The following is a 20,186-nucleotide window of genomic DNA, read 5'->3' as shown; positions in this document are numbered from 1 at the left end:
CAGGCCCCGGGCCGCCCGGGCCCGGAGGGCTCATACGACGCAGAACTCGTTGCCCTCCGGGTCCCGGAGCACCACCGCGTAGTGGTCCATCCCCTCCGGCTCGTCCATCGTGCGCAGCACCGACGCGCCGAGCGCGGTCAGCCGGGCCACCTCCCCGTCCACCCTGGCCCGCCGGACGGCAACCGGCACCGTGCGGCCGCCGCCGACCTTCAGATCGAGATGCAGCCGGTTCTTCACCGTCTTCGGCTCGGGGACCTGCTGGAACCAGACCCGCGGGCCGACGCCCTTCGGGTCCACGATCGACTCCGGCAACTCGCCCGCGCCGCCCTCCAGTTCCTCCTCGGGCACACCCATCGCCCGCCAGTACGCCATCCACGTCGCATGCCCCTCCGGCGGCGGCTCCGGCACATACCGCAGCGCCGCCGCCCAGAAGGGGACGAGCCGGCGCGGGTCCGCGCAGTCGATGGTCAGCTGCAGGACCGGGCCCGGCGCGTCCGTCCCCGGCGCGCCCGCTCCCGCCTCGTGGGTCTCTTCTGCGTTCATGGGGGAAGCGTCGCAGACACCACTGACAACAGGGCGGACAGCGCCGCCCGCCTGGGGCAGAATCGACGCGCCACCGAAGCTCACGAGGGGGAGACAGCACGATGGCGACCAACACGACGACCGGCACGGGCACCACTCCGCCGATTCCCGAACTCACCGGACTTCCGCTGCTCGGCTCGCTGCTCGACCTCAAGAACGACTCGCTCGGCACCTTCCTCAAGGCCCGCCGCGACCACGGGGACGTCGTCCGGATCACCGCCGGACCGCCCGGGATGCGGGCCACCGTCCACTGCGTCTTCTCCGCCGAGGGTGCCCAGCAGGTGCTGGCCGGCGAGGCCGCCAACTTCCGCAAGGACAACGCCTTCTACCAGGAGATCCGGGAGTCCTTCGGCAACGGCCTGCTGACCAGCCAGGACGCCGACTATCTGCGCCAACGGCGGCTCGTCCAGCCGCTGTTCACCCGCCGCAGCGTCGACACCTACGCCTCCGCCGTGGCCGACGAGGTCACCCGGCTCACCGACGGCTGGCACGCCCGCGGCGCCGAGACCGTCGACGTGGTCCACGAGATGACCGGACTCGCGCTGCGCGCCGTCGCCCGCATCCTCTTCGGCACCGACGTCGACGAGGCCGTCGGCATCGTCGAGCGCTGCTTCCCGGTGCTCGGCGCCTACGTGGCGCGCCGCGGCTACTCGCCCCGCAAGCCGCCCCGGTCCTGGCCGACGCCGTCGAACCGGCGGGCCGCCGTCGCCCACGAGGAGCTGTACGCGGTCTGCGACCGGATCATCGCCGAGCGGCGCGCGGCCGGCACGGCCGGCGAGGGCCGCGACCTGCTCACCCTGCTTGTCGCCGCCGGCGAGGAGGACGGCAGCGCCTTCGACCCGGCCGAACTGCGCGAACAGGTCCTGGTGTTCCTGCTCGCGGGCCATGAGACCACCGCGACCTCGCTCGGCTTCGCGCTCCATCTGCTGGCCCGCCACCCCGAGCACCAGGCGCGCGCCCACGAGGAGCTCGACCGGGTCCTGGCCGGCCGGACCCCGGGCGCGGCCGACCTCGACGCCCTGCCGTACCTCACCCAGGTCCTCAAGGAGGCCATGCGGCTCTTCCCGGCGGCTCCGGCGATCGGCCGCCGGGCGGTGGCGGCCACCGAGATCGGCGGCCACACCATCCCCGCCGGGGCCGATGTGATCGTCTCGTCGTGGGTCACCCACCGGCACCCGCGCTACTGGGAGGACCCGGAGCGCTTCGACCCCGACCGGTTCACCCCGGAGGCCGAGGCCGCCCGCCCGCGCTACGCGTACTTCCCCTTCGGCGGCGGCCCCCGCGCCTGCATCGGCCAGCACTTCTCCATGCTGGAGTCGGTGATCGCGCTCGCGATGATCCTCCAGGACCACGAGCTGGAGGCGATCGACACCCAGGTGCCGCTCGACTCCGCGATCACCCTCCAGGCGCTGGGCCCGGCCCGCTGCCGGCTGAAGCGCCGTACCGCCTGAGCGGCGCCGTCACGGGCGGCGCTGTTACGGCTGGCGCTGTTACGGCCGGGTCGCCACCAGGACCGTCGCGTACAGCTCCTCGTCCGTGACGATCCGGGCCGTCAGGCCGTACGCGGTGACCGCGGCCACGGCCCGGGCGGCCTGCCGCTCGCTCGTCTCGCACAGCAGCCGGCCGCCCGGGGCCAGCCACTCCACGGCCCCGGCCGCGACCCGGCGCAGCACGTCCAGGCCGTCCGCGCCGCCGTCGAGGGCGACCAGCGGCTCGTGCTCGCGGGCCTCGGCCGGGAGCAGCGGCACGTCGCCGCTGGGCACGTAGGGGACGTTCGCGACCAGGATCTCGATCCGGCCGCGCAGGGCGTCCGGCAGCGGGTCGAAGAGGTCGCCCTCGTACACCCGGCCGCCGCGCGGCTCCACATTGCGGCGGGCGCAGCGCACCGCCGCCGGCTCGATGTCGGAGGCGTGCACCTCGGCGTCCTCGACGGACGCGAGCAGCACCGCGCCCGCCGCGCCGGAGCCGCAGCACAGGTCGACGCAGACGGCGCCCGGCCGGGCGAGCCGCACGGCCTGCTCGACCAGGAACTCCGTGCGCCGGCGCGGTACGAACACCCCGGCGTCGACCTCGATCCGCAGCCCCCGGAACGCGGCCCAGCCCACCACGTGCTCCAGCGGCAGGCCGGCCGCCCGCCGCTCGACCATCGCGTCGAGCTCGGCCGGACCGGCCGCCGCCGCGCTCAGCAGCTCCGCCTCCTCCTCGGCGAAGACGCAGCCCGCGGCCCGCAGCCGCTCCACCACCCCCAGGTCAGGCAAGCTGGGCCTCGATGGCGCTGACGATCTCCGCGGCCCCGGGCTCGGTGCGCGGCCGGAAGCGGGTGACCGCGCCGTCCCGCCCGATCAGGAACTTCTCGAAGTTCCACTGCACGTCGCCGGCCTCGCCGTCGGCGTCCGCGACCTTGGTCAGCTCCGCGTACAGCGGGTGCCGCCCGTCCCCGTTGACCTCGGTCTTCGCGAGCAGCGGGAAGCTCACCCCGTACGTCGTCGAGCAGAACGTCTCGATCTCCTCGGCGCTGCCCGGCTCCTGCCCCGCGAACTGGTTGCACGGCACGCCGAGCACGGTGAAGCCGCGCTCCCCGTACTCCTTCTGCAGCCGCTCCAGGCCCTCGTACTGCGGGGTCAGACCGCACTTGGAGGCCACGTTGACCACCAGGACGGCCTTGTCGCGGAAGTCGCCGAGCGAGACCGGATCACCGGACAGGGTCGTCAGGGGGATGTCGTACAGGCTCATGGGAGCTCCTTGTCACACCAATGGGGTTTGATCTCAGCATGGGAGACGAACCACTGGCAATCGACATCGATTCCGCGCCCGCCGAGACCCGCCGGGTCCGCTGCCGCCTGTGCGGCCGCCCCCTGACCGGCCCGGATTCCCGCCGTACGGGTCTGGGCCCGGCCTGCGACGCCAAACTCCACCCCGCCGGCCCGGACATCCGCACCCGCCGCCACGAGGTGGAACAGGACACCCTGCCGGGGGTCTAGGGCGGCGTTCCGAGGCGAATTCTCGATGTTCCGGCTGATTTTATCGACCGCCGGTGAGGGTGACTTTCCGCCATTCCTGACGCGTTCGGAGAGGTGGACTCCAGCACAGGTGACATAGCAGCGGGGAGCGGTTTCCCCATTCGGTCCACGGCATGCGAGGGTGGGCGGCCGGATTTCGTACGGGTGCCCGCGTCCGGGAATTCACTCTCCGGTCGGCGGCGCTCGGCGACCCGCCACCGAATACCGCCCCGGAGGGACGTACCGATGAGAGCCGAATCCCCGCCGGAGCCGATGGCGCCCGCCCAGCCCGCGCCGGCGACGCCGCCCGCGCCGGTGGCGGACGGGCGCCGCCAGCTGCTCGCGGCCTCCGCCGGGAACCTGGCCGAGTGGTACGACTGGCTCGCGTACGCGTATCTGTCGGTCTACTTCGCCGACCGGATCTTCCCGCCGGGCGGCGGTCAGGCCGTCCTCGCGCTCAACGCCTTCGCGGTCTTCGCGGTGGGCTTCGCGGCCCGCCCCGCCGGCGGACTCCTGATCGGCCTGCTCGCCGACCGGCGCGGCCGCCGGACCGCCATGGCGACGACGATCACGCTGATGGGGGCCGGCCAGCTGGCGATGGCCGCGCTCCCCACGTACCAGCAGATCGGGGTCGCCTCCCCGGTGCTGCTCGTCGTCATCCGGCTCGCCCAGGGGCTCTCCGTGGGCGGCGAATCGACGGTGTCCGCCGTCTTCGCGGCCGAGTCCGCCCCGTCGGGGCGCCGCGGTCTCTACTCCAGCGTCGCCTATGTGAGCGGGAACCTCGGACAGCTCCTCGCCTCCGGTGTCGCCGCCCTGCTCGCCTGGCAGCTCACCACGGCCCAGATGCACGCCTGGGGCTGGCGTATCGCCTTCGCCGTCGGGGCGCTGGCCTGCGTGACCGGGCTCTGGATCCGCCGCGGAACCGAGGAGACCCACCCGCCCGCGGTCCGGGCGACCGCCCCCCGGCCGCGCCCGTTCGACTTCCTGCGGGGCAACCCCCGCGAGGCGGCGCTCGTCGTCGGCATGACCCTCGGGGCCACCGTCGTCTTCTACACCTGGACGACCTTCCTGCCCACCTACGCGCGCCTCGTCGTGGGCCTCGCCCCGGGCCCGGCGCTCACCGCGAGCACCGTCTCGCTCGCTTTCTTCATCGTCCTCCAGCCGCTCGCGGGACTGCTCTCGGACCGGGTGGGCCGCAAGCCCCTGCTGATCGCGTTCGGCGTGGGGTTCACGGTGCTGACCGTCCCGCTGCTCGGGCTGCTGCGGAACTCCTTCTGGAGCCTGCTGCTGATCTCGTGCGCGGGCATGGTGCTGCTCACCGGGTACACCGCCGTCAGCGGCGCGGTCATGGCCGAGCTGTTCCCCGCCGCGGTCCGTACGACGGGCGTCGGCGTGCCGTACGCGCTCACCGTCGCCGCCTTCGGCGGCACCGCCCCGTACCTGGCGACGACCCTGATCGACCGGGGCCACGCCGCCTGGTTCGGGTGGTACGTCTCCGGCCTCGCCCTGCTTTCGACTCTCGTCTACGCCGGAATGCGCGAGACGAAGGGCGTCGCCCTGAGATGAGCGCGGTTTCGGAGGTGTGAATGTTCTCGGCCGATTCTTCCGTCGCTCTGCTCCGATGTGCTTGAAATGGATGTTTAGGATCCATGCGATGCCCATGACTCACGGGGGAGGAAATGCAGTGAACAGAATGACCGTGGTTATCGGAGCCACGACGGGGACCACGCAGCGGAGAGCACAGCAGGGCACCGGGCGTGCGCCGCTGCTGAAGGTGGCGAGGCTCTCGGAACAGGAACTGATCGAGGCCGAGGCCTGCAATCCCTTCGACAGCGCCGCCGGGCACCAGCGGCTCTTCCGCGAGGACGCCGCCGTGCTGGACTCACGGAGGTACGAGTTACGCCTGACGCCCTTGTCCAATCCGGCGGGGAACGACAGCCCCGCCAACTCCCCGTGGATCGCCGCCCGGGTGCTGCTCGCCGGCGGGCACCCGATCGCCCTCGCCGGACTGCGCACCGTGCTCGACTCGGCGCAGGGGGAGGGCCTCCGCGTGGTCGGCGCGGTGCGGGACCAGTGGCAGGCGCTGCGCGAGATGCCCAGCTACCGCCCCGACGTGGTGCTGCTCGGGGCCTCCGGGGCGCTGCCCAAGGACCTGGCCACGGTCCGCTCCCTGCGCCGCTCCAAGGGGGTCGCCCAGGCGCGGATCATTCTGCTGCGAAAGCCCGAGAGCGCCTCCCAGGTCACGCGGATGCTCCGGGCCGGGGTGAGCGGTGCCTTCCCGCTCGACCAGGACCCGAGCTGTGTGGTCCGGGCCATCTCGGTCGTCGCCGCCGGCGGTTCGATCTTCCTGCCGGCGCCGCTGGAGGACGACCTGCTCGCGGAGGGCGGCCCGCACCCGGCCGACGACCCGGGCGAACTCCCCGTCGACGAAGCCGGACTGACGGACCGTGAGCGGGCCGTCCTCGCCCTGCTGGCCCGCGGACTGTCGAACGCGGAGATCGGGCGGGAGCTCTCGCTGTCGGTCGCGACCGTCAAGAAGTACCTGTCCGGGGCCCTGCGCAAGATCGGCCAGCCGGACCGTCTGAAGGCCGCGCTCTACGCCCTGCGCCAGGGACTGGCGTAGGGAGGCGCGCACACCGCACGTGGAGGGCGGGGTCCGCAAAGGGCCCCGCCCTCGTGCGTCGCCACGACCCGCGCCCGGCGCGTGCCCGACCCGGGCCTGCCCGCTCCCGGGGATCCTCGGGGCGCACAGGCATTCGACCAATGGACCAGCGGTCCGGGGGGCCCGGGCTCCTCCCGGCGCTCCGAACGTTCCCCCGATCCGGGCCGAAGGGAGCTTCTGGCCCGATGGCCTTCTTCCTAGCGTGGTCGGTGGCCGGGCGCCCGATGTCCGGTCACCGTTTCGCAGAGGGAGAAGTTGATGAGTGCAGCGGCCAACGGGGGCATAGCCGTGGGGCCGGCCCCCGGCCTCGCGGCACCCCGGTCCGACGACACCGACAGCGAGACCCGGGCGAGCGTGTTCGCCGCCATGCCCGACTCGGAGCGCGCGGCCCTGTGGCGGCAGCGACTGCACGAGGCCGAGGCCGGACTGACCCGGTTCCTGGTGGGGCTCGGCCTCGCCGCCGACCTGGAGGGCTGGTTCGGACTCCAGTCGGAGATGTTCGCCGACCTGCCCACCGGATCCGGCGGATCCACCGGCTCCGCGGCGGACTGGCAGCGGATCTTCTTCCGCGGCCAGGCCCTGATGGAGCGTTTCCTCGTCGCCCGGTACGGCGAGGACGTGCTCGCCGAGTGGGCGGCGGCCAACGCGGAGGTCCACCGCTGGGTCGAACCCGACCGCGGCGGCGGCGCCGCCGACCCCATCCGGCGGATCGCCCGCCAGGCCGAACTGTACGGCTCGGCCTACGAGGTGAGCACGGACCGGCCGAACGGGCCCGCCACCACCGCCTCCGTGCACATCACGCACTGCGCGATCTGGGACTACCGGGAGAAGGCCCGCAGCGGCGACGGGGTACGCCTCACGCTCGCCTCGCCCTGCACGTACTGCACCCGGGCCATGTCGGCGAACGTCCGCGCCAAGGGCTACCGGGTCTCCTACCGGCTCAGTGAGGACCGCGGCGGACACGGCTGCCGCTGGGAGGCCACCACCCCGCCCGCCACACCCGCCGGCCCCTCGGCCGCCGCCCCCGCCGCGGCCCCGACCACCGCCCGGGAGTCGTGATGTGCGGCATCACCGGCTGGCTCGACTGGCAGCGCGACCTGCGCGCCGAGGAGCCGACCGTGCGGGCCATGACCGACACCCTGGTCTGCCGGGGACCGGACGCCGGCGGCACCTGGCTCTCCCCGCACGCGGCACTCGGGCACCGCCGGCTCTCCGTCCTCGACCTCGCCGGCGGCGTCCAGCCGCTGACCGAGACCGCGGACCAGCGGGCGCCGCGCGCCGTCCTCTCGTACAACGGCGAGCTGTACAACTACCGGGAGCTGCGCGCCGAACTCCAGTCCCTCGGCCACCGCTTCCGCACCGAGTCCGACACCGAGGTCGTCCTGCACGCCCACACCCAGTGGGGAGCCGAGGCACCCCGGCGGCTCAACGGCATCTACGCGTACGCCGTCTGGGACACCCGGACCGAGGAGCTCACCCTCGTCCGCGACCACCTGGGCATCAAGCCGCTCTACTACCACGCCTACGCCACGGGGCTGCTCTTCGGCTCCGAACCCAAGGCCGTCCTCGCCAACCCGGGCTTCCGGGCCGAACTCGACAGCGAGGGCATCGCGGAGCTCTTCGCCCTGCCCGCGGCGCCCACCGCCGGGCACGGCCTGTTCCGCGGCCTGCGGGAGGTCCGTCCCGGACACCTCCTCCGGGTCACCCGCGGCGCCACCCGCGAGGTGCGCTACTGGCAGCTGACCTCCGCCCCGCACGAGGACGACACCGCCACCACCACCGCGCGCGTCCGCGAGCTGCTCACCGACACCGTCGAACGCCAGCTGATCAGCGACGTACCCCTGTGCACCCTGCTCTCCGGCGGCATCGACTCCAGCGCCATCACCGCGCTCGCCGCCCTCGCCCGCGGGCGGGCCGGCCACGACAAGGTCGACACCTTCTCCGTCGACTTCCCCGGCAGCGCCGGCGCGCTGCGCCCCGACCGGTGGCGCACCACGCACGACGCCCCGTACGTCCAGGCGGTCGTCGACCACCTCGGCACCCGGCACTCCCGCGTCGTCCTCCCCGACGACGATCTGCTCGACGCGCGGGACGCGGTGCTCCGCGCCAGGGACCGGCCGGGCTGGGGCGAGATGGACGCCTCGCTCTACCTGCTCTTCCGCGAGGTCCGGCGGCAGTCCACGGTGGCCCTGTCCGGCGAGGCGGCCGACGAGGTCTTCGGCGGCTATCCGTACTTCCACAGCCCCGAGGCCCTCGCCGCCGACACCTTCCCCTGGCTGCACGGCCGCGAGACCCCCGCCGCGCTGCTGCGCCCGGACGTCAGGGCCGCGGTGCGGCCCGAGGAGTACACCGCCCAGCAGTACCGCGACTCGCTCGCCGGGACTCCCGAACTCCCGGGCGAGCAGGGCACCGAACGGCGACTGCGGCAGGTCGGCCACCTCGCGCTGACCCGCTGGCTGCCCGCGCTGCTCGACCGCGTCGACCGGGTCAGCATGGCCGTCGGCCTGGAGGTCCGCGTGCCCTTCTGCGACCACCGCCTGGTGGAGTACGCGTGGAACATCCCCTGGCACCTGAAGTCGCTCGGCGGCTCGCCCAAGGGAGTGCTCCGCGAGTCCGTACGGGACCTGCTGCCCCCGCAGGTGGTGGAGCGGCCCAAGAGCGGCTACCCGTCCACCCCGGCGGTGCGCTACACCGAGGTGCTCACCGCGCGCATGCGGGACCTGCTCGACGACCCCGCCGCCCCCGTGTTCGACCTGGTCGACCGCTCCGTCGTCCGGGCGGCCCTGCGGGACGGACGGCCGCTGCCGAGCCCGCGCACCGCCCCCAACCCGGTCGGCGGCCTGGACCACCTGCTCCAGGTCGACGAATGGCTCCGCGCCTACAAGGTGGCCCTCCGATGAGCGCACCCGCCCGCCCCGACGCCACCCACCCCGATGCCGTCCACCCGGATGCCGTACGGCTGGCCGCGCGCACCTGCGCGACCGGTGTCGCCGTCCTCACCACCCGCTCCGGCGACGAGGTCTTCGCCAAGACCGTGTCGTCCTTCGTCACCCTGTCCATGAACCCGCCGCTGATCAGCGTGGCGGTCACCCGGCACAGCCCGCTGGTGCGGGCGGCCCGCGACTCCGGCCGGCTCGCGCTCAGCGTGCTCCGGGTCGGGCAGGAACGCCTCTCCCAGCGGTTCGCCACCCCCGGCGCGGGCCGCGCCACCGGCTCCTTCGCCGACGTGCCCACCCGCACCGAGGTCACCGGGGCCCCGGTCGTCGAGGACTGCCTCACCTGGTTCGACTGCCGGTTGCACAGCGTCCTCCCCGGAGGCGACCACACCATCCTCATCGGTCTTCCCCTCGCCGCCGCCGCCGGCCCGACGGGCCTGCCGCTCCTCTACCACGAGGGCGGCTACCACGCCCCGACCCCCCTCACCCCGCCCTCGCCCGCGCGCCCGGACCGGGCGCCCACCGCACCTGGAGTCCGTACATGAGCGAACCCACCACGACGACCGGCCCGACCGGCCCCCTGGGCATCCGGACCGGCGACGCCTACCGGGCGAGCCTCGACGACGGCAGGGAGCTCTACCTGGACGGAAAGCGCGTCACCGACCCCGCCTCCCACCCCGCGTTCAAGGCCTCGGTCGACGAACTCGCCCGGCTCTTCGACCTCCAGCACGACCCCGCGCACGCCCCCGTCATGACCTGGAAGGACCCGCAGAGCGGCCTCACCCTCGGCCGCGCCTACCAGCCCACCCGCACCCTGGAGGACCTGCGCGCCCAACGCGCCAGCGCCGAGCTCTGGCTGAGCGAGAGCCTCGGCCAGCACGGCCGCTCCCCGGCCTTCATGTCGTCCATCGCGCTCGGCCTGTACGACTTCCGGCACCGGCTGGAAGCCAACAGGACCGGGTTCGGTGCCAACGCCGAGGCCTGGTACCGCCACTGCGCCACCCACGACCTCGTCCTCACCCACGCCCTGGGCGACCCGCAGATCGACCGGTCGGCGGATCCCGTGGACGACCCCGACCTCGCCCTGCGGGTGATCGAGGAGAACGACAAGGGCATCGTGGTGCGCGGCGCCAAGCAGCTCACCACCCTCGCGCCGACCGCGCACGAGGTGCTCGTCTACCTCTCCGCCTCCTTCACCCAGCGCAGCGCCGAACAGTTCGTCGTCTGGTGCGCGCTGCCGCTCAACACCCCCGGCCTCGTCACGCTGTGCCGCGAGCCCTTCGGGGCCGAGCCGTTCGGCCACGAGCACCCGCTCGCCCGGCGCTTCGACGAGCAGGACGCCATGCTGTTCTTCGACGACGTGCTGGTCCCCTGGGACCGGGTGTTCCTGCTGCGCGACGGAGCCCTGGCCCGTACCGGACTCGGCCGGATCAACGCGTGGAGCGCGTACATCGGCCACATCCGCTACCGCGAACGGCTGCGCACCCTGCTCGCCACGGCCACCATGGTCGCCGAGAGCATCGGTGTCGACGGCTTCCGCAACGTACAGGAGGAACTCGGCAAGCTCGCGAGCTACGTCGAGCTGACCGAGTACTTCATCGACGCCGCCGAGGCACGGGCCACCACCACCGACAGCGGACTGCTCGCCCCGGGCGACACCGCCGCCGCCCGCGTGTGGTCCGCCGAGGTCGCCGCGAGCGCCGTGGCGGCCGTACGCAACATCGGCTCGGCCGGCGTCCTCATGCAGCCCACCCCCAACGACCTGGCGCACCCCCGGCTGCGCCCGCACCTCGACCGCTACATGCGCGGCAAGAACATCCCCGCGGACCAGAAGTCCCGGCTGTTCCGGCTCGCCTGGGACCTGACCGGCGACAGCTTCGGACAGCGCCAGGACCTCTACGAGTACGTGCACCGCGGCGACCTCGCCCGCAACCGCATCAACCTCTACCTGCGGCACGACCAGAGCGAGACCCGCGGCCGCCTCGAACGGCTGATCGCCGGCCCCGGCGCCCCCGCCGACACCCAGCTCCAGGAAGGCGCACACCCGTGACCCACTCCGCCGTCGAAATCCAGGCCAGCACCCTCGCCGGCTACTCCGACGCGAGCCGGCTCCGCCAGGCCAACGACCAGGACTGGGTGCTCGCGCAGGCACCCGCCGCCCCCCGCGTCCACGCCGATCTCGGCAGCGGCATCGGCCAGCTGCTGCAGGCCTGCCTGGAACGCTTCCCGTCCCTGGAGACCGCCATCGGCCTGGAGCAGTCCGCGTTCCGGCTGTCCGAGGCCGCCAGCCGGCTCCAGCCCTACGGCGACCGGGTCCTCCTGCGCCACGCCGACCTCATGGCCCCCGAGCCGCTGGAACTCAGCCCCGACCTGATCACCATGACGTCGGTGCTCCACTGGCTCTACCCGGTCGAGTTCCGGCTCTTCGACTGGGTCGCCCGGACCATGGCCCCCGGCGGCACCTTCCTGCTCACCACCTACCACCCGGAGCGCGACGAGTACGGCCTCGGCGGCGAGGACGACATCGTCCGCGACGCCCTGGCCGCCCTGGGCCGGGACCGGGCGCTCGTGCCCGGCTTCCTCGCCGCCGGTGACGTCCTGCCCATCGCCACCCGCACCCGCGACACCGAGGGCCTGCGCGACCTCCTCGAACGCGGCCTGCGGATCGTGTCGACGGCGGAGCGGGACGCCGTCGTCCGGGTCGGCAGCGCGGCCGAGTACGAGCACTTCCACGCCGCCACCTTCGGCGACTACTACAGCCGCCTTGTCGAACCCCCGCTGCGGCAGGCCTTCTTCCGGGCCGTGGGCGAGGCCGCGTGGCGCCGCCAGCAGGAGCGCGGCCACGTCAGCCACATGCCGGTACGGCTCTGGAAGCTGACCACACGCGACTGAACCGGCGCCCACCGCACGGCCCGCCGGGGCGCCCCACCACGGGCGACCCGGCGGGCCGCGCCCGTGCGAACTATCATGTCCGGGTCCAGCCCGGGCACGTGTGAAGGAGTCACTCCATGTCAACTCCCGCAGCCGGCCGAGAGCTCGGTGCGTTCTTACGGGCCCACCGCGCCCTGCTGAAGCCCGAGGACGTGGGCCTGCCCGCGACGTCCCGCCGCCGCACCCCCGGGCTGCGCCGCGAGGAGGTCGCCTCCCTCTCCGGCGTGAGCATCGCCTGGTACACCTGGCTCGAACAGGGCCGGGTCACCGCCTCACGGCAGGTCCTGGAGTCCGTCGCACGGGTGCTGCGGCTCGACGAGGCGGAACTGCGCCACGTCCTGCGCCTCGGCGGCTACTACGAGCCCGAGACCGCCCGCGCCCAGGAGCACTGGGGCGACTCCCTCAAGGCCGTACTCGACTCCTGGCCCACCAGCCCGGCCGTCCTGGTCGACCGCAACTTCGACGTCGTCGCCTGGAACGAGGCCTGGGCGGCGGTCTGGGGCGAACCCACGGCCGTACCGGCCGGCCGGCGCAACCTGATGTGGCTCGTCGCGGCCGACGAACGGCTGCGCGCCGTGCTGCGGGACAGCGACTGGGAGCCCCTCGCCATGAGCGTCTTCCAGCACTTCCGGGCCCAGGCCGGAGCCGGTCCCGCCGACGAGCGGGTCGACGAGCTGTACCGCCAGCTCGCCGCCGACGTGCCCGAGCTGAGCCACTGGTGGGGCTGCCACTCGGTGGGCGGGCTCACCACCCGGGTCGTCACCGCCACACCCGCCGGCGGCGACCCGATCCGGATGTCGCTCTCCTCGCTGCGCCCGCTGGACGCCCCCGCCTCCCTGATCCTGCTCTGCACGCCGAAGAGCCGGCAGGACGGCGCGGCGGTCGCCGATCTCGTCGACCGTCCGCTGCGTCCTGTCGGCTCCGCACGGAAAGCGGGCTGAAGGCGCGACGGCGGGGGAGGGCAGCCGCGCCTTCAGCCGGTCACAGGGGGTGCGGGGCGCCGGCGGTCACCCACCGCGCGGACCCGCTCCGGCTCAGGCGCTCTCCGGCGCGCCCACCGCACCGGCACTCGGCGTGCCACGGCGCAGCTGCGCGCTCACCAGCAGGCCACCGAGCGCCGCGACCACCGCGAACGCCACACCGATCAGCGCCGTGCCCAGCGACAGGTCGCCGAAGAGACCCACCGCCCAGGCGCCGATGCCCGTCCCGGCGTACATGGTGGACGTCAGCCACGCGCTGGACGTCGCCCGCAGTTCGGGCGCGGCCGTGCCGGCGAGCGTCTGCTGGTCGGTGACGAAGCCGCCGCTGGCGACGAACCAGACGACCACGCCGGCCAGAGCCACGACCAGGCCGGGACCCCACACCGTCAGCGCGATGCCCACGGCGAGCAGCAGACCCCACACGGCCAGCATCGGCTGGTCCGTACGGCCCTGGGCCCGGGCCTTGTCGCCGAGCCGGCCGCCCAGGGTCGAGCCGACGATGCTGCCGGCACCGACGAGGACCCCGATCAGACCGAGCACCGTCACCGACAGGTCGAAACGCTCCGCGAGCACCACGCCCATGAAGGTGTAGGCCCCCAGGTTCGCCGCGTTGAAGGCGGTGTTGACCAGCAGCGAGCGGCGCAGCGCGCCGTGGCCCCAGGCCGCGAACACCGCACCGGCCCCGATGCCGTCCGCGGGCGGAGCCGCCGCCGCGGCGGCCGGGATCTGCGCCAGCAGCAGCGGGACCACGATCAGCGTGCCGACGGCCATCGCCCAGAACGCCGCCGGCCAGCCGGCCGCGCCCGCCAGGAAGCTGCCGAGCGGCACGCCGAGCACCTGGCCGCAGGAGAAGAACGCCATGCCGAGACCCAGGGCCCGGCCGCGCACCGTGTCCGCGGTGGTCTCCGCGATGTGCGCCCAGATCGCCGGACCGGCCGCCGCGGCCGCGAGGCCGGCCAGCGCACGCGACACCACGAGCAGGGTGAGGCCATCGGAGAGCGCGGCGGCCACGTTCGACAGCAGGAAGAGGACCGAACCGGCGAGGAGGGTGCGACGGCGCCCGACCCGGTCGCTCACCAGACCGAGGAACGGCGCGCAGATCGCGTACACGAGCACGTACGCCGTGACGCTGTACGCCGCCGCCGACTCCGCGATCCGCAGATCCGAGGCGATCGTCGGGAGCAGCGGCGACACCAGGAAGGTCTCGGTGCCGAAGAGGAACAGCAGGACGAACACGGAGGCGTAGGGCCCCCACCGGAACCGCGCCGGGGCTGCGGTCGGGGCTGCGGGCGAGGTGGGCGGACTGTCCATGACGACGGGTTGCCTTTCGAGCGAGGTTCACGAATTCCGGGGACGTCGGTGCCGGCCCACTCACCCTGGACCGCCCACCGGAGGCCAGCCAGCCAGGCGTTGGTCCTGTTAGTACGAGTCACCGCATGAACGCCTGGCTGGTTGTCGGCCGGGCCGCCCCGGACGCTGGGAGCCGACCCGCCGCTCCCGTAGTCCAGTCCCCGGGAGACGCACGACCTCCTGAAAGGACCCGTCAGACGTGCCCACCAGCGACCGCCCTCCGCACGCGCAGCCCAAGTGGGGCGTCACCCTGCCGCTCCCCGGCATCACGATCGGCCACCACCAGCACATCGTCGAGCGGCTGCCCGACATCGGATACTCCGACGTGTGGACGGCGGAGGGCGGCGGCACCGACGCCTTCACCCCGCTCGCGGCGACCGCGGCCTGGTCCCCGACGCTGCGCCTCGGCACCGGCATCATCCCCGTCTTCACCCGGGGCCCGGCCCTGATCGCCCAGACCGCGGCCACCCTGGCCCAACTCGCCCCCGGCCGCCTGCTGCTCGGGCTCGGCTCCTCGGTGCCCGCGCACGTCAGCGACATCAACGGCATCCCGTTCGAGGAGCCGTTCAAGCGCACCCGCGACGTGCTGCGGTTCGTCACCCGGGCCCTGCGCGGCGAGTACGTCGGCGACGACTTCGACACCTTCTCCATCACCGGTTACCGGCTGCCGCACCCGCCGACCGAACCGGTCAAGGTCATCCTGGGCGCGCTGCGCCCCAACATGCTCAGGCTCGGTTTCGGCGAGGGCGACGGAGCCATCACCAACCTGCTCCTCCCCGAGGACGTCCCCACGATCCTGGAGGCCGTGGGGCCCCAGCCGCTCGGCAAGGAGCTGGTGGTCAAGCTCTTCGTCTGTCCGACCGAGGACAAGGCGTACGCACGCGCCAACGCCCGCCCCTTCCTCGCCTGGATCCTCAACCGCGAGCCCTACCGCAAGTTCCACGAGTGGCTCGGCCACGGCGAACTGCTCCGCGAGTGCAACGAGTTCTGGGCGTCGGGAGACCCGGCGGGCGCCCAGAAGGCGCTCCCGGACGACCTGGTCGACGCGCTGTTCATCAGCGGCTCGCCCGAGGAGTGCCGGGAGCAGATCATGCGCTACCACCTGCCCGGGGTGACGAGCATCCAGCTGTTCGTCTCGCTGCCCCCCGACGCGTTCTACAGCCAGGAGACCGTCCTCGACGTCCTCAGGCGCCTGGGGCCGGCCGCCGGCTGACCACAACCGGGCCCACCCGGGCCCCCGAGCCATCGACGGAAGGCAGACATGGACGGTGTCATGGACGGTGTCATGGACGGCGTCAAGGACGGCGTCATGGACGGAGACACAGCACGCGACTGGCGGGCGCTGTCCGCGGCGCAGCAGCCGGCCTGGCCGGACCCCGGCGCCCTGGGGGAGACCCGGGCCTTCCTGCGCTCCTGTCCGCCACTGGTCTACGCGGCGGAGTGCGACCGGCTCACCGAGCGGCTCGCCGCGGTGGCCAGGGGCGAGGCCTTCCTCCTCCAGGCGGGCGACTGCGCCGAGACCTTCGACGGCGTGGGCGTCGACCAGATCGACAACAAGCTCAGGACGATCCTCCAGATGGCGGCGGTGCTCACCTACGCCGCCTCCGTACCCGTGGTCAAACTCGGCCGGATGGCCGGCCAGTACGCCAAGCCGCGCTCCAGCGCCGTCGAGACGCGCGACGGCGTCGCCCTCCCGTCGTACCGCGGCGACGCCGTCAACGGCCTCGCGTTCACCGAGGCGTCCCGGCGGCCCGACCCGCGGCGGCTGCGGCAGATGTACCACGCGTCGGCCGCCACGCTGAACCTGGTCAGGGCCTTCACCACCGGTGGATACGCCGACCTGCGCCGGGTGCACGCATGGAACCGGGACTTCGTGGCGCTCTCCCCGGCCGGTGAGCGCTACGAGCGGCTGGCCCGCGAGATCGACTCGGCCCTGGCCTTCATGCGCTCCTGCGGCACGCTGCCGACGGAGCTGGAGACGGTCGAGTTCTACGCCAGCCACGAGGCGCTGCTCCTCGACTACGAGGACGCGCTGACCCGCGAGGACTCCCGGACGGGCCACCTCTACGACGTGTCCGCGCACATGGTGTGGATCGGCGAGCGCACCCGCCGACTCGACGGCGCCCACGTCGCGTTCGCGGCCGGCATCAGGAATCCGATCGGGGTCAAGCTGGGGCCGTCCACGACCACCGACGACGTGCTCGCGCTGATCGACCGGCTCGACCCCGAGCGCCGCCCGGGCCGGCTCACCTTCATCACCCGCATGGGCGCGGAACGGATCACGGACGTCCTGCCGGGACTCGTGGAGAAGGTCACGGCGTCCGGGGCCCAGCCGGTGTGGACGTGCGACCCGATGCACGGGAACACCTACGAGTCGGCGAGCGGATTCAAGACCCGTCAGTTCAGCCGGATCATGGAGGAGATCAAGGGCTTCTTCGAGGTGCACCACCAGCTGGGCACCCACCCCGGAGGCATCCACGTCGAGCTGACCGGCGACGACGTCACCGAATGCGTCGGCGGGGCGAACGCGATCGGGGACGAGGACCTCCGCACCCGCTACGAGACCGCCTGCGACCCGCGGCTCAACCGCAGTCAGTCGCTCGAACTCGCCTTCCTCATCGCCGAGATGTACCGGGCCCGGCGACGGGACGCGCGCGGCTCCGCCCGCCCGGCCGAGGAGCGCCGGTGAGCAGGTTGCGTTGGCTGACGGCGGGGGAGTCGCACGGTCCCGCGCTGGTTGCAACCCTTGAGGGACTTCCGGCCGGTGTTCCGGTGACCACGGAGCTGGTGGCGGATCATCTCGCGCGGCGGCGGCTCGGCTATGGGCGCGGTGCGCGGATGAAGTTCGAGCGGGACGAGGTCACCTTCCTCGGTGGTGTCCGGCACGGTCTTTCGCTGGGCTCGCCGGTCGCGGTCATGGTCGGCAACACGGAGTGGCCGAAGTGGGAGAAGGTGATGTCGGCCGATCCGGTCGACCCCGCCGAGCTGAAGGAGACCGGTCGTAACGCGCCGCTGACCCGGCCGCGTCCCGGTCACGCCGATCTGGCCGGTATGCAGAAGTACGGTTTCGACGAGGCCCGGCCGATCCTGGAGCGCGCGAGTGCCCGGGAGACGGCGGCTCGTGTGGCGCTGGGCGCGGTGGCGCGGTCGTTCCTGAAGGAGGCGGCCGGGATCGAGATCGTCTCGCATGTGGTGGAGCTGGCGGCGGCGAAGGCCCCGTACGGCGTCTACCCGACCCCGGCCGATGTCGAGAGGCTCGACGCGGATCCGGTGCGCTGCCTGGACGCGGATGCGTCGAAGGCGATGGTCGCGGAGATCGACCAGGCCCACAAGGACGGCGACACCCTCGGCGGCGTGGTCGAGGTCCTCGCCTACGGCGTGCCGGTGGGTCTGGGCTCGCATGTGCACTGGGACCGGCGGCTGGATGCGCGGCTCGCCGCTGCGCTGATGGGCATCCAGGCGATCAAGGGTGTCGAGGTCGGCGACGGCTTCGACCTCGCCCGCGTGCCCGGCTCGCAGGCTCACGACGAGATCGTGCGGACCGGGGACGGCATCAAGCGCACCTCCGGCCGCTCCGGCGGTACGGAGGGTGGTCTGACCACCGGTGAGTTGCTGCGGGTGCGGGCGGCGATGAAGCCGATCGCGACCGTCCCGCGGGCGCTTGCCACCATCGACGTCGCCACCGGCGAGGTCGCGGCCGCCCACCACCAGCGCTCCGACGTCTGCGCGGTTCCGGCGGCGGGGATCGTCGCGGAGGCGATGGTCGCGCTGGTGCTCGCGGACGCCGTGGTGGAGAAGTTCGGCGGCGACTCGGTCACCGAGACCCGCCGCAACGTCCAGTCGTACCTCGACAACCTCGCGCATCAGGAGTTGCCGTGCGGATAGCGGTCTCGGGCTCCATCGCCACCGACCACCTCATGGCCTTCCCCGGCACCTTCACGGACCAGCTGATCGCGGAGAGCCTGGACCGGGTCTCGCTCTCCTTCCTGGTCGACGAGCTGGAGATCCGGCACGGCGGAGTCGCCGCCAACATCTCGTACGGGCTGGGGAGTCTGGGCCTCGCCCCGGTGCTCGTCGGAGCGGCCGGCCGCGACTTCGCCGCCTACGAGACCCGCCTGCGGAAGGCCGGCGTCGACACGGACTCCGTCCTTCGCTCGGCCGACCGGCAGACCGCCCGCTTCGTCTGTCTGACCGACCGCGCGCAGAACCAGATCGCCTCGTTCTACGCGGGCGCCATGGCGGAGGCGCCCGCCATCGACCTCCGCCGGATCGTCGAGCGGGTCGCGGACATCGGCATCGTGGTGGTCTCGCCGAACGACCCCGCCGCCATGCTGCGCCACACGGCACAGGCCAGGACGCTCGGCATCCCCTTCGCCGCCGACCCCTCCCAGCAGCTCGCCCGGATCGGCCGGGACGCGGCCAGGGAGCTGGTGACCGGCGCGCGGTGGCTCTTCTCCAACGAGTACGAGGCGTCCCTGCTGCGCGAGCGCACCGGCTGGCGGCAGGCCGAGATCCTGTCCCGGGTGGGCGTGTGGCTCACCACCCTGGGTGCGCGGGGTGTGCGCATCGAGCGCGCGGGCGAGCCGGACCGTACCATCCCCGCCGTACCGCCGACGGGGGCCATGGAGCTGGAGCCGACCGGAGCGGGCGACGCCTTCCGGGCCGGCTTCCTGGCCGCGACGAGCCGGGGCGCGGAAGCCGAGTCCGCGGCCCGGCTGGGGTGCGCCGTCGCGTCGTTCGCCCTGGAGGGGCGGGGCGCCCAGGGCTACACCCTTTCGCCGGACGCCCTGGCCGAACGCCTCACCGCCACGTACGGCACGGCGGGAACCGAGGCTCTGACCAGCTCCAGCTTTCAGAGCTTCCGGAACAGCCCCTCCTGCACGACCGACACCAGCAGCCGCCCCTCGCGGTCGTAGATCCGGCCGCGCGCAAGGCCGCGCCCGCCGGTCGCGATCGGGGACTCCTGGTCGTACAGGAACCACTCGTCGGCTCGGAAGGGGCGGTGGAACCACATCGCGTGGTCCAGGGACGCCATGTCGAAGCCGCGCGGACCCCACAGCGGCTCCACCGGGATCCGGACCGCGTCGAGCAGGGTCATGTCCGAGGCGTACGTGAGCGCGCAGGTGTGCACCAGCGGGTCGTCGCCCAGCGGGCCCACCGCCCGCATCCACACCGCGCTGCGCGGGTCCGCGCCGGTGACCTCGTCCTTCGTCCAGCGCAGCCGGTCCACGTAGCGGATGTCGAAGGGCTGGCGGCGGGCCATCCGCTCCAGGGCCTCCGGGAGGGTGCCCAGATGGTCGCGGATCTCGTCCGGGAGCTTCGGCAGGCTCTCCGGGTCGGTGAGGTGGCGTGGCGGGAGCTGGTGCTCGAAGGCGCCCTCCTCCGGGAGGTGGAAGGAGGCCGTCAGATTGAAGATCGTCCGGCCCTCCTGGACCGCCGTCACCCGGCGGGTGGTGAAGGACCGCCCGTCGCGCACCCGCTCGACCTGGTAGACGATCGGCACGCCCGGGCGCCCCGGCCGCAGGAAGTAGGCGTGCAGCGAGTGCACCGGGCGCTCGTCGTCCACGGTGCGCCCGGCCGCCACCAGGGCCTGGCCGGCGACCTGCCCGCCGAAGACCCGCTGGAGCGACTCCTGCGGGCTGCGGCCACGGAAGATGTTCACCTCGATCCGCTCCAGGTCGAGCAGATCCACGAGCCTCTCGGCGGGGTTGGTCACCTCTGGTCCTCCTTCAGGCGCCGCTACGGG

The 20,186-nt window shown here is 73.3% G+C and carries 19 protein-coding genes; 14 read left to right on the top strand and 5 right to left on the bottom strand.

From position 1 onward, the window contains the following. Positions 1 to 30 precede the first annotated feature (30 nt). Complete coding sequence (locus JAO84_RS04110) at positions 31 to 543, bottom strand: VOC family protein (RefSeq protein WP_370410486.1); 513 nt, start codon at positions 541 to 543, stop codon at positions 31 to 33. A 101-nt stretch (positions 544 to 644) separates the two neighbouring features. Here JAO84_RS04110 and JAO84_RS04105 point away from each other — a divergent pair, with 101 nt between their 5' ends. Beyond that, a complete protein-coding gene (locus JAO84_RS04105; RefSeq protein WP_370410484.1) occupies positions 645 to 2,033 on the top strand; it encodes a cytochrome P450 in 1,389 nt (462 codons plus the stop codon). A 39-nt stretch (positions 2,034 to 2,072) separates the two neighbouring features. Here the strand turns inward: JAO84_RS04105 and JAO84_RS04100 are convergent, their stop codons facing one another. Further along, positions 2,073 to 2,840, bottom strand: coding sequence for a putative protein N(5)-glutamine methyltransferase (locus JAO84_RS04100; protein ID WP_370410482.1), 768 nt, complete (start codon positions 2,838 to 2,840; stop codon positions 2,073 to 2,075). Continuing rightward, a complete protein-coding gene (locus tag JAO84_RS04095; RefSeq protein ID WP_370410480.1) occupies positions 2,833 to 3,315 on the bottom strand; it encodes a glutathione peroxidase in 483 nt (160 codons plus the stop codon). The genes JAO84_RS04100 and JAO84_RS04095 overlap by 8 nt, the downstream gene beginning before the upstream one ends. Before the next feature lie 38 nt (positions 3,316 to 3,353). Between JAO84_RS04095 and JAO84_RS04090 the strand changes: the two genes are divergently transcribed. The 9 genes from JAO84_RS04090 to JAO84_RS04050 all read left to right on the top strand — a co-directional run bounded on the left by JAO84_RS04090 (position 3,354) and on the right by JAO84_RS04050 (position 13,051). Then, positions 3,354 to 3,563, top strand: coding sequence for a DUF6011 domain-containing protein (locus tag JAO84_RS04090; RefSeq protein ID WP_370410478.1), 210 nt, complete (start codon positions 3,354 to 3,356; stop codon positions 3,561 to 3,563). Between the two features lie 264 nt (positions 3,564 to 3,827). Further along, positions 3,828 to 5,147: an MFS transporter gene (locus tag JAO84_RS04085; protein ID WP_370410476.1), complete on the top strand. Its 1,320-nt coding sequence runs from the start codon at positions 3,828 to 3,830 to the stop codon at positions 5,145 to 5,147. A 127-nt stretch (positions 5,148 to 5,274) separates the two neighbouring features. After that, complete coding sequence (locus tag JAO84_RS04080) at positions 5,275 to 6,204, top strand: LuxR C-terminal-related transcriptional regulator (protein ID WP_370410474.1); 930 nt, start codon at positions 5,275 to 5,277, stop codon at positions 6,202 to 6,204. Between the two features lie 297 nt (positions 6,205 to 6,501). Next, on the top strand, positions 6,502 to 7,302 hold the full coding sequence (locus tag JAO84_RS04075) for a hypothetical protein (RefSeq protein WP_370410472.1): 801 nt from the start codon (positions 6,502 to 6,504) through the stop codon (positions 7,300 to 7,302). Next, positions 7,302 to 9,143 carry an asparagine synthase (glutamine-hydrolyzing) gene (gene asnB / locus JAO84_RS04070; protein ID WP_370410470.1) on the top strand — a complete coding sequence of 614 codons (1,842 nt, stop codon included), beginning with the start codon at positions 7,302 to 7,304 and terminating at the stop codon, positions 9,141 to 9,143. Before JAO84_RS04075 ends, asnB begins: the two co-directional genes overlap by 1 nt. Beyond that, entirely contained in the window at positions 9,140 to 9,724 is a 585-nt protein-coding gene (locus JAO84_RS04065; protein ID WP_370410468.1) for a flavin reductase family protein, read from the top strand. The genes asnB and JAO84_RS04065 overlap by 4 nt, the downstream gene beginning before the upstream one ends. Continuing rightward, entirely contained in the window at positions 9,721 to 11,229 is a 1,509-nt protein-coding gene (locus tag JAO84_RS04060; protein WP_370410466.1) for a 4-hydroxyphenylacetate 3-hydroxylase family protein, read from the top strand. The genes JAO84_RS04065 and JAO84_RS04060 overlap by 4 nt, the downstream gene beginning before the upstream one ends. Then, the gene (locus JAO84_RS04055) at positions 11,226 to 12,071 is read left to right on the top strand and encodes a class I SAM-dependent methyltransferase (RefSeq protein WP_370410464.1); all 846 of its coding nucleotides are present in this window, start codon (positions 11,226 to 11,228) and stop codon (positions 12,069 to 12,071) included. Before JAO84_RS04060 ends, JAO84_RS04055 begins: the two co-directional genes overlap by 4 nt. A 116-nt stretch (positions 12,072 to 12,187) precedes the next feature. After that, positions 12,188 to 13,051 (top strand): helix-turn-helix domain-containing protein, encoded by an 864-nt coding sequence (locus JAO84_RS04050; RefSeq protein WP_370410462.1) that lies wholly within the window; start codon positions 12,188 to 12,190, stop codon positions 13,049 to 13,051. Positions 13,052 to 13,144: 93 nt separating this feature from the next. On the opposite strand, the gene JAO84_RS04045 is transcribed toward JAO84_RS04050, so the two are convergent. After that, positions 13,145 to 14,401, bottom strand: a complete 1,257-nt coding sequence (locus JAO84_RS04045; RefSeq protein WP_370410460.1) for an MFS transporter — start codon at positions 14,399 to 14,401, stop codon at positions 13,145 to 13,147. A gap of 238 nt (positions 14,402 to 14,639) precedes the next feature. On the opposite strand from JAO84_RS04045, the gene JAO84_RS04040 reads away from it, so the two are divergent. The 4 genes from JAO84_RS04040 (at position 14,640) to JAO84_RS04025 (ending at position 19,356) form a co-directional block, all read left to right on the top strand. Beyond that, complete coding sequence (locus tag JAO84_RS04040) at positions 14,640 to 15,653, top strand: LLM class F420-dependent oxidoreductase (protein ID WP_370410458.1); 1,014 nt, start codon at positions 14,640 to 14,642, stop codon at positions 15,651 to 15,653. Between the two features lie 96 nt (positions 15,654 to 15,749). Beyond that, positions 15,750 to 17,129, top strand: a complete 1,380-nt coding sequence (locus JAO84_RS04035; RefSeq protein ID WP_370416653.1) for a class II 3-deoxy-7-phosphoheptulonate synthase — start codon at positions 15,750 to 15,752, stop codon at positions 17,127 to 17,129. Next, on the top strand, positions 17,126 to 18,325 hold the full coding sequence (aroC, locus tag JAO84_RS04030) for a chorismate synthase (protein WP_370410456.1): 1,200 nt from the start codon (positions 17,126 to 17,128) through the stop codon (positions 18,323 to 18,325). The genes JAO84_RS04035 and aroC overlap by 4 nt, the downstream gene beginning before the upstream one ends. Beyond that, positions 18,316 to 19,356: a carbohydrate kinase family protein gene (locus JAO84_RS04025; RefSeq protein WP_370410454.1), complete on the top strand. Its 1,041-nt coding sequence runs from the start codon at positions 18,316 to 18,318 to the stop codon at positions 19,354 to 19,356. Before aroC ends, JAO84_RS04025 begins: the two co-directional genes overlap by 10 nt. On the opposite strand, the gene JAO84_RS04020 is transcribed toward JAO84_RS04025, so the two are convergent. Further along, the gene (locus JAO84_RS04020; protein ID WP_370410452.1) at positions 19,293 to 20,156 is read right to left on the bottom strand and encodes an acyl-CoA thioesterase; all 864 of its coding nucleotides are present in this window, start codon (positions 20,154 to 20,156) and stop codon (positions 19,293 to 19,295) included. The two genes, JAO84_RS04025 and JAO84_RS04020, sit on opposite strands and share 64 nt — an antisense overlap. Between the last annotated feature and the right edge of the window lie 30 nt (positions 20,157 to 20,186).

It is taken from the genome of Streptomyces fradiae, assembly GCF_041270065.1.
In the GTDB taxonomy this organism is placed as follows: Bacteria; Actinomycetota; Actinomycetes; order Streptomycetales; family Streptomycetaceae; genus Streptomyces.
The sequence above is the reverse complement of the archived record's forward strand: the minus strand, read 5'-3'. Positions and strand labels throughout refer to the sequence as shown.

What these genes read in the sequence shown, in the direction of transcription:
- JAO84_RS04110 (WP_370410486.1), bottom strand. Translation starts at nt 543, where the DNA reads ATGAACGCAGAAGAGACCCACGAGGCGGGAGCGGGCGCGCCGGGGACG.
- JAO84_RS04105 (WP_370410484.1), top strand. Translation starts at nt 645, where the DNA reads ATGGCGACCAACACGACGACCGGCACGGGCACCACTCCGCCGATTCCC.
- JAO84_RS04095 (WP_370410480.1), bottom strand. Translation starts at nt 3,315, where the DNA reads ATGAGCCTGTACGACATCCCCCTGACGACCCTGTCCGGTGATCCGGTC.
- JAO84_RS04090 (WP_370410478.1), top strand. Translation starts at nt 3,354, where the DNA reads ATGGGAGACGAACCACTGGCAATCGACATCGATTCCGCGCCCGCCGAG.
- JAO84_RS04085 (WP_370410476.1), top strand. Translation starts at nt 3,828, where the DNA reads ATGAGAGCCGAATCCCCGCCGGAGCCGATGGCGCCCGCCCAGCCCGCG.
- JAO84_RS04080 (WP_370410474.1), top strand. Translation starts at nt 5,275, where the DNA reads ATGACCGTGGTTATCGGAGCCACGACGGGGACCACGCAGCGGAGAGCA.
- JAO84_RS04075 (WP_370410472.1), top strand. Translation starts at nt 6,502, where the DNA reads ATGAGTGCAGCGGCCAACGGGGGCATAGCCGTGGGGCCGGCCCCCGGC.
- asnB (WP_370410470.1), top strand. Translation starts at nt 7,302, where the DNA reads ATGTGCGGCATCACCGGCTGGCTCGACTGGCAGCGCGACCTGCGCGCC.
- JAO84_RS04065 (WP_370410468.1), top strand. Translation starts at nt 9,140, where the DNA reads ATGAGCGCACCCGCCCGCCCCGACGCCACCCACCCCGATGCCGTCCAC.
- JAO84_RS04060 (WP_370410466.1), top strand. Translation starts at nt 9,721, where the DNA reads ATGAGCGAACCCACCACGACGACCGGCCCGACCGGCCCCCTGGGCATC.
- JAO84_RS04050 (WP_370410462.1), top strand. Translation starts at nt 12,188, where the DNA reads ATGTCAACTCCCGCAGCCGGCCGAGAGCTCGGTGCGTTCTTACGGGCC.
- JAO84_RS04045 (WP_370410460.1), bottom strand. Translation starts at nt 14,401, where the DNA reads ATGGACAGTCCGCCCACCTCGCCCGCAGCCCCGACCGCAGCCCCGGCG.
- JAO84_RS04035 (WP_370416653.1), top strand. Translation starts at nt 15,750, where the DNA reads ATGGACGGAGACACAGCACGCGACTGGCGGGCGCTGTCCGCGGCGCAG.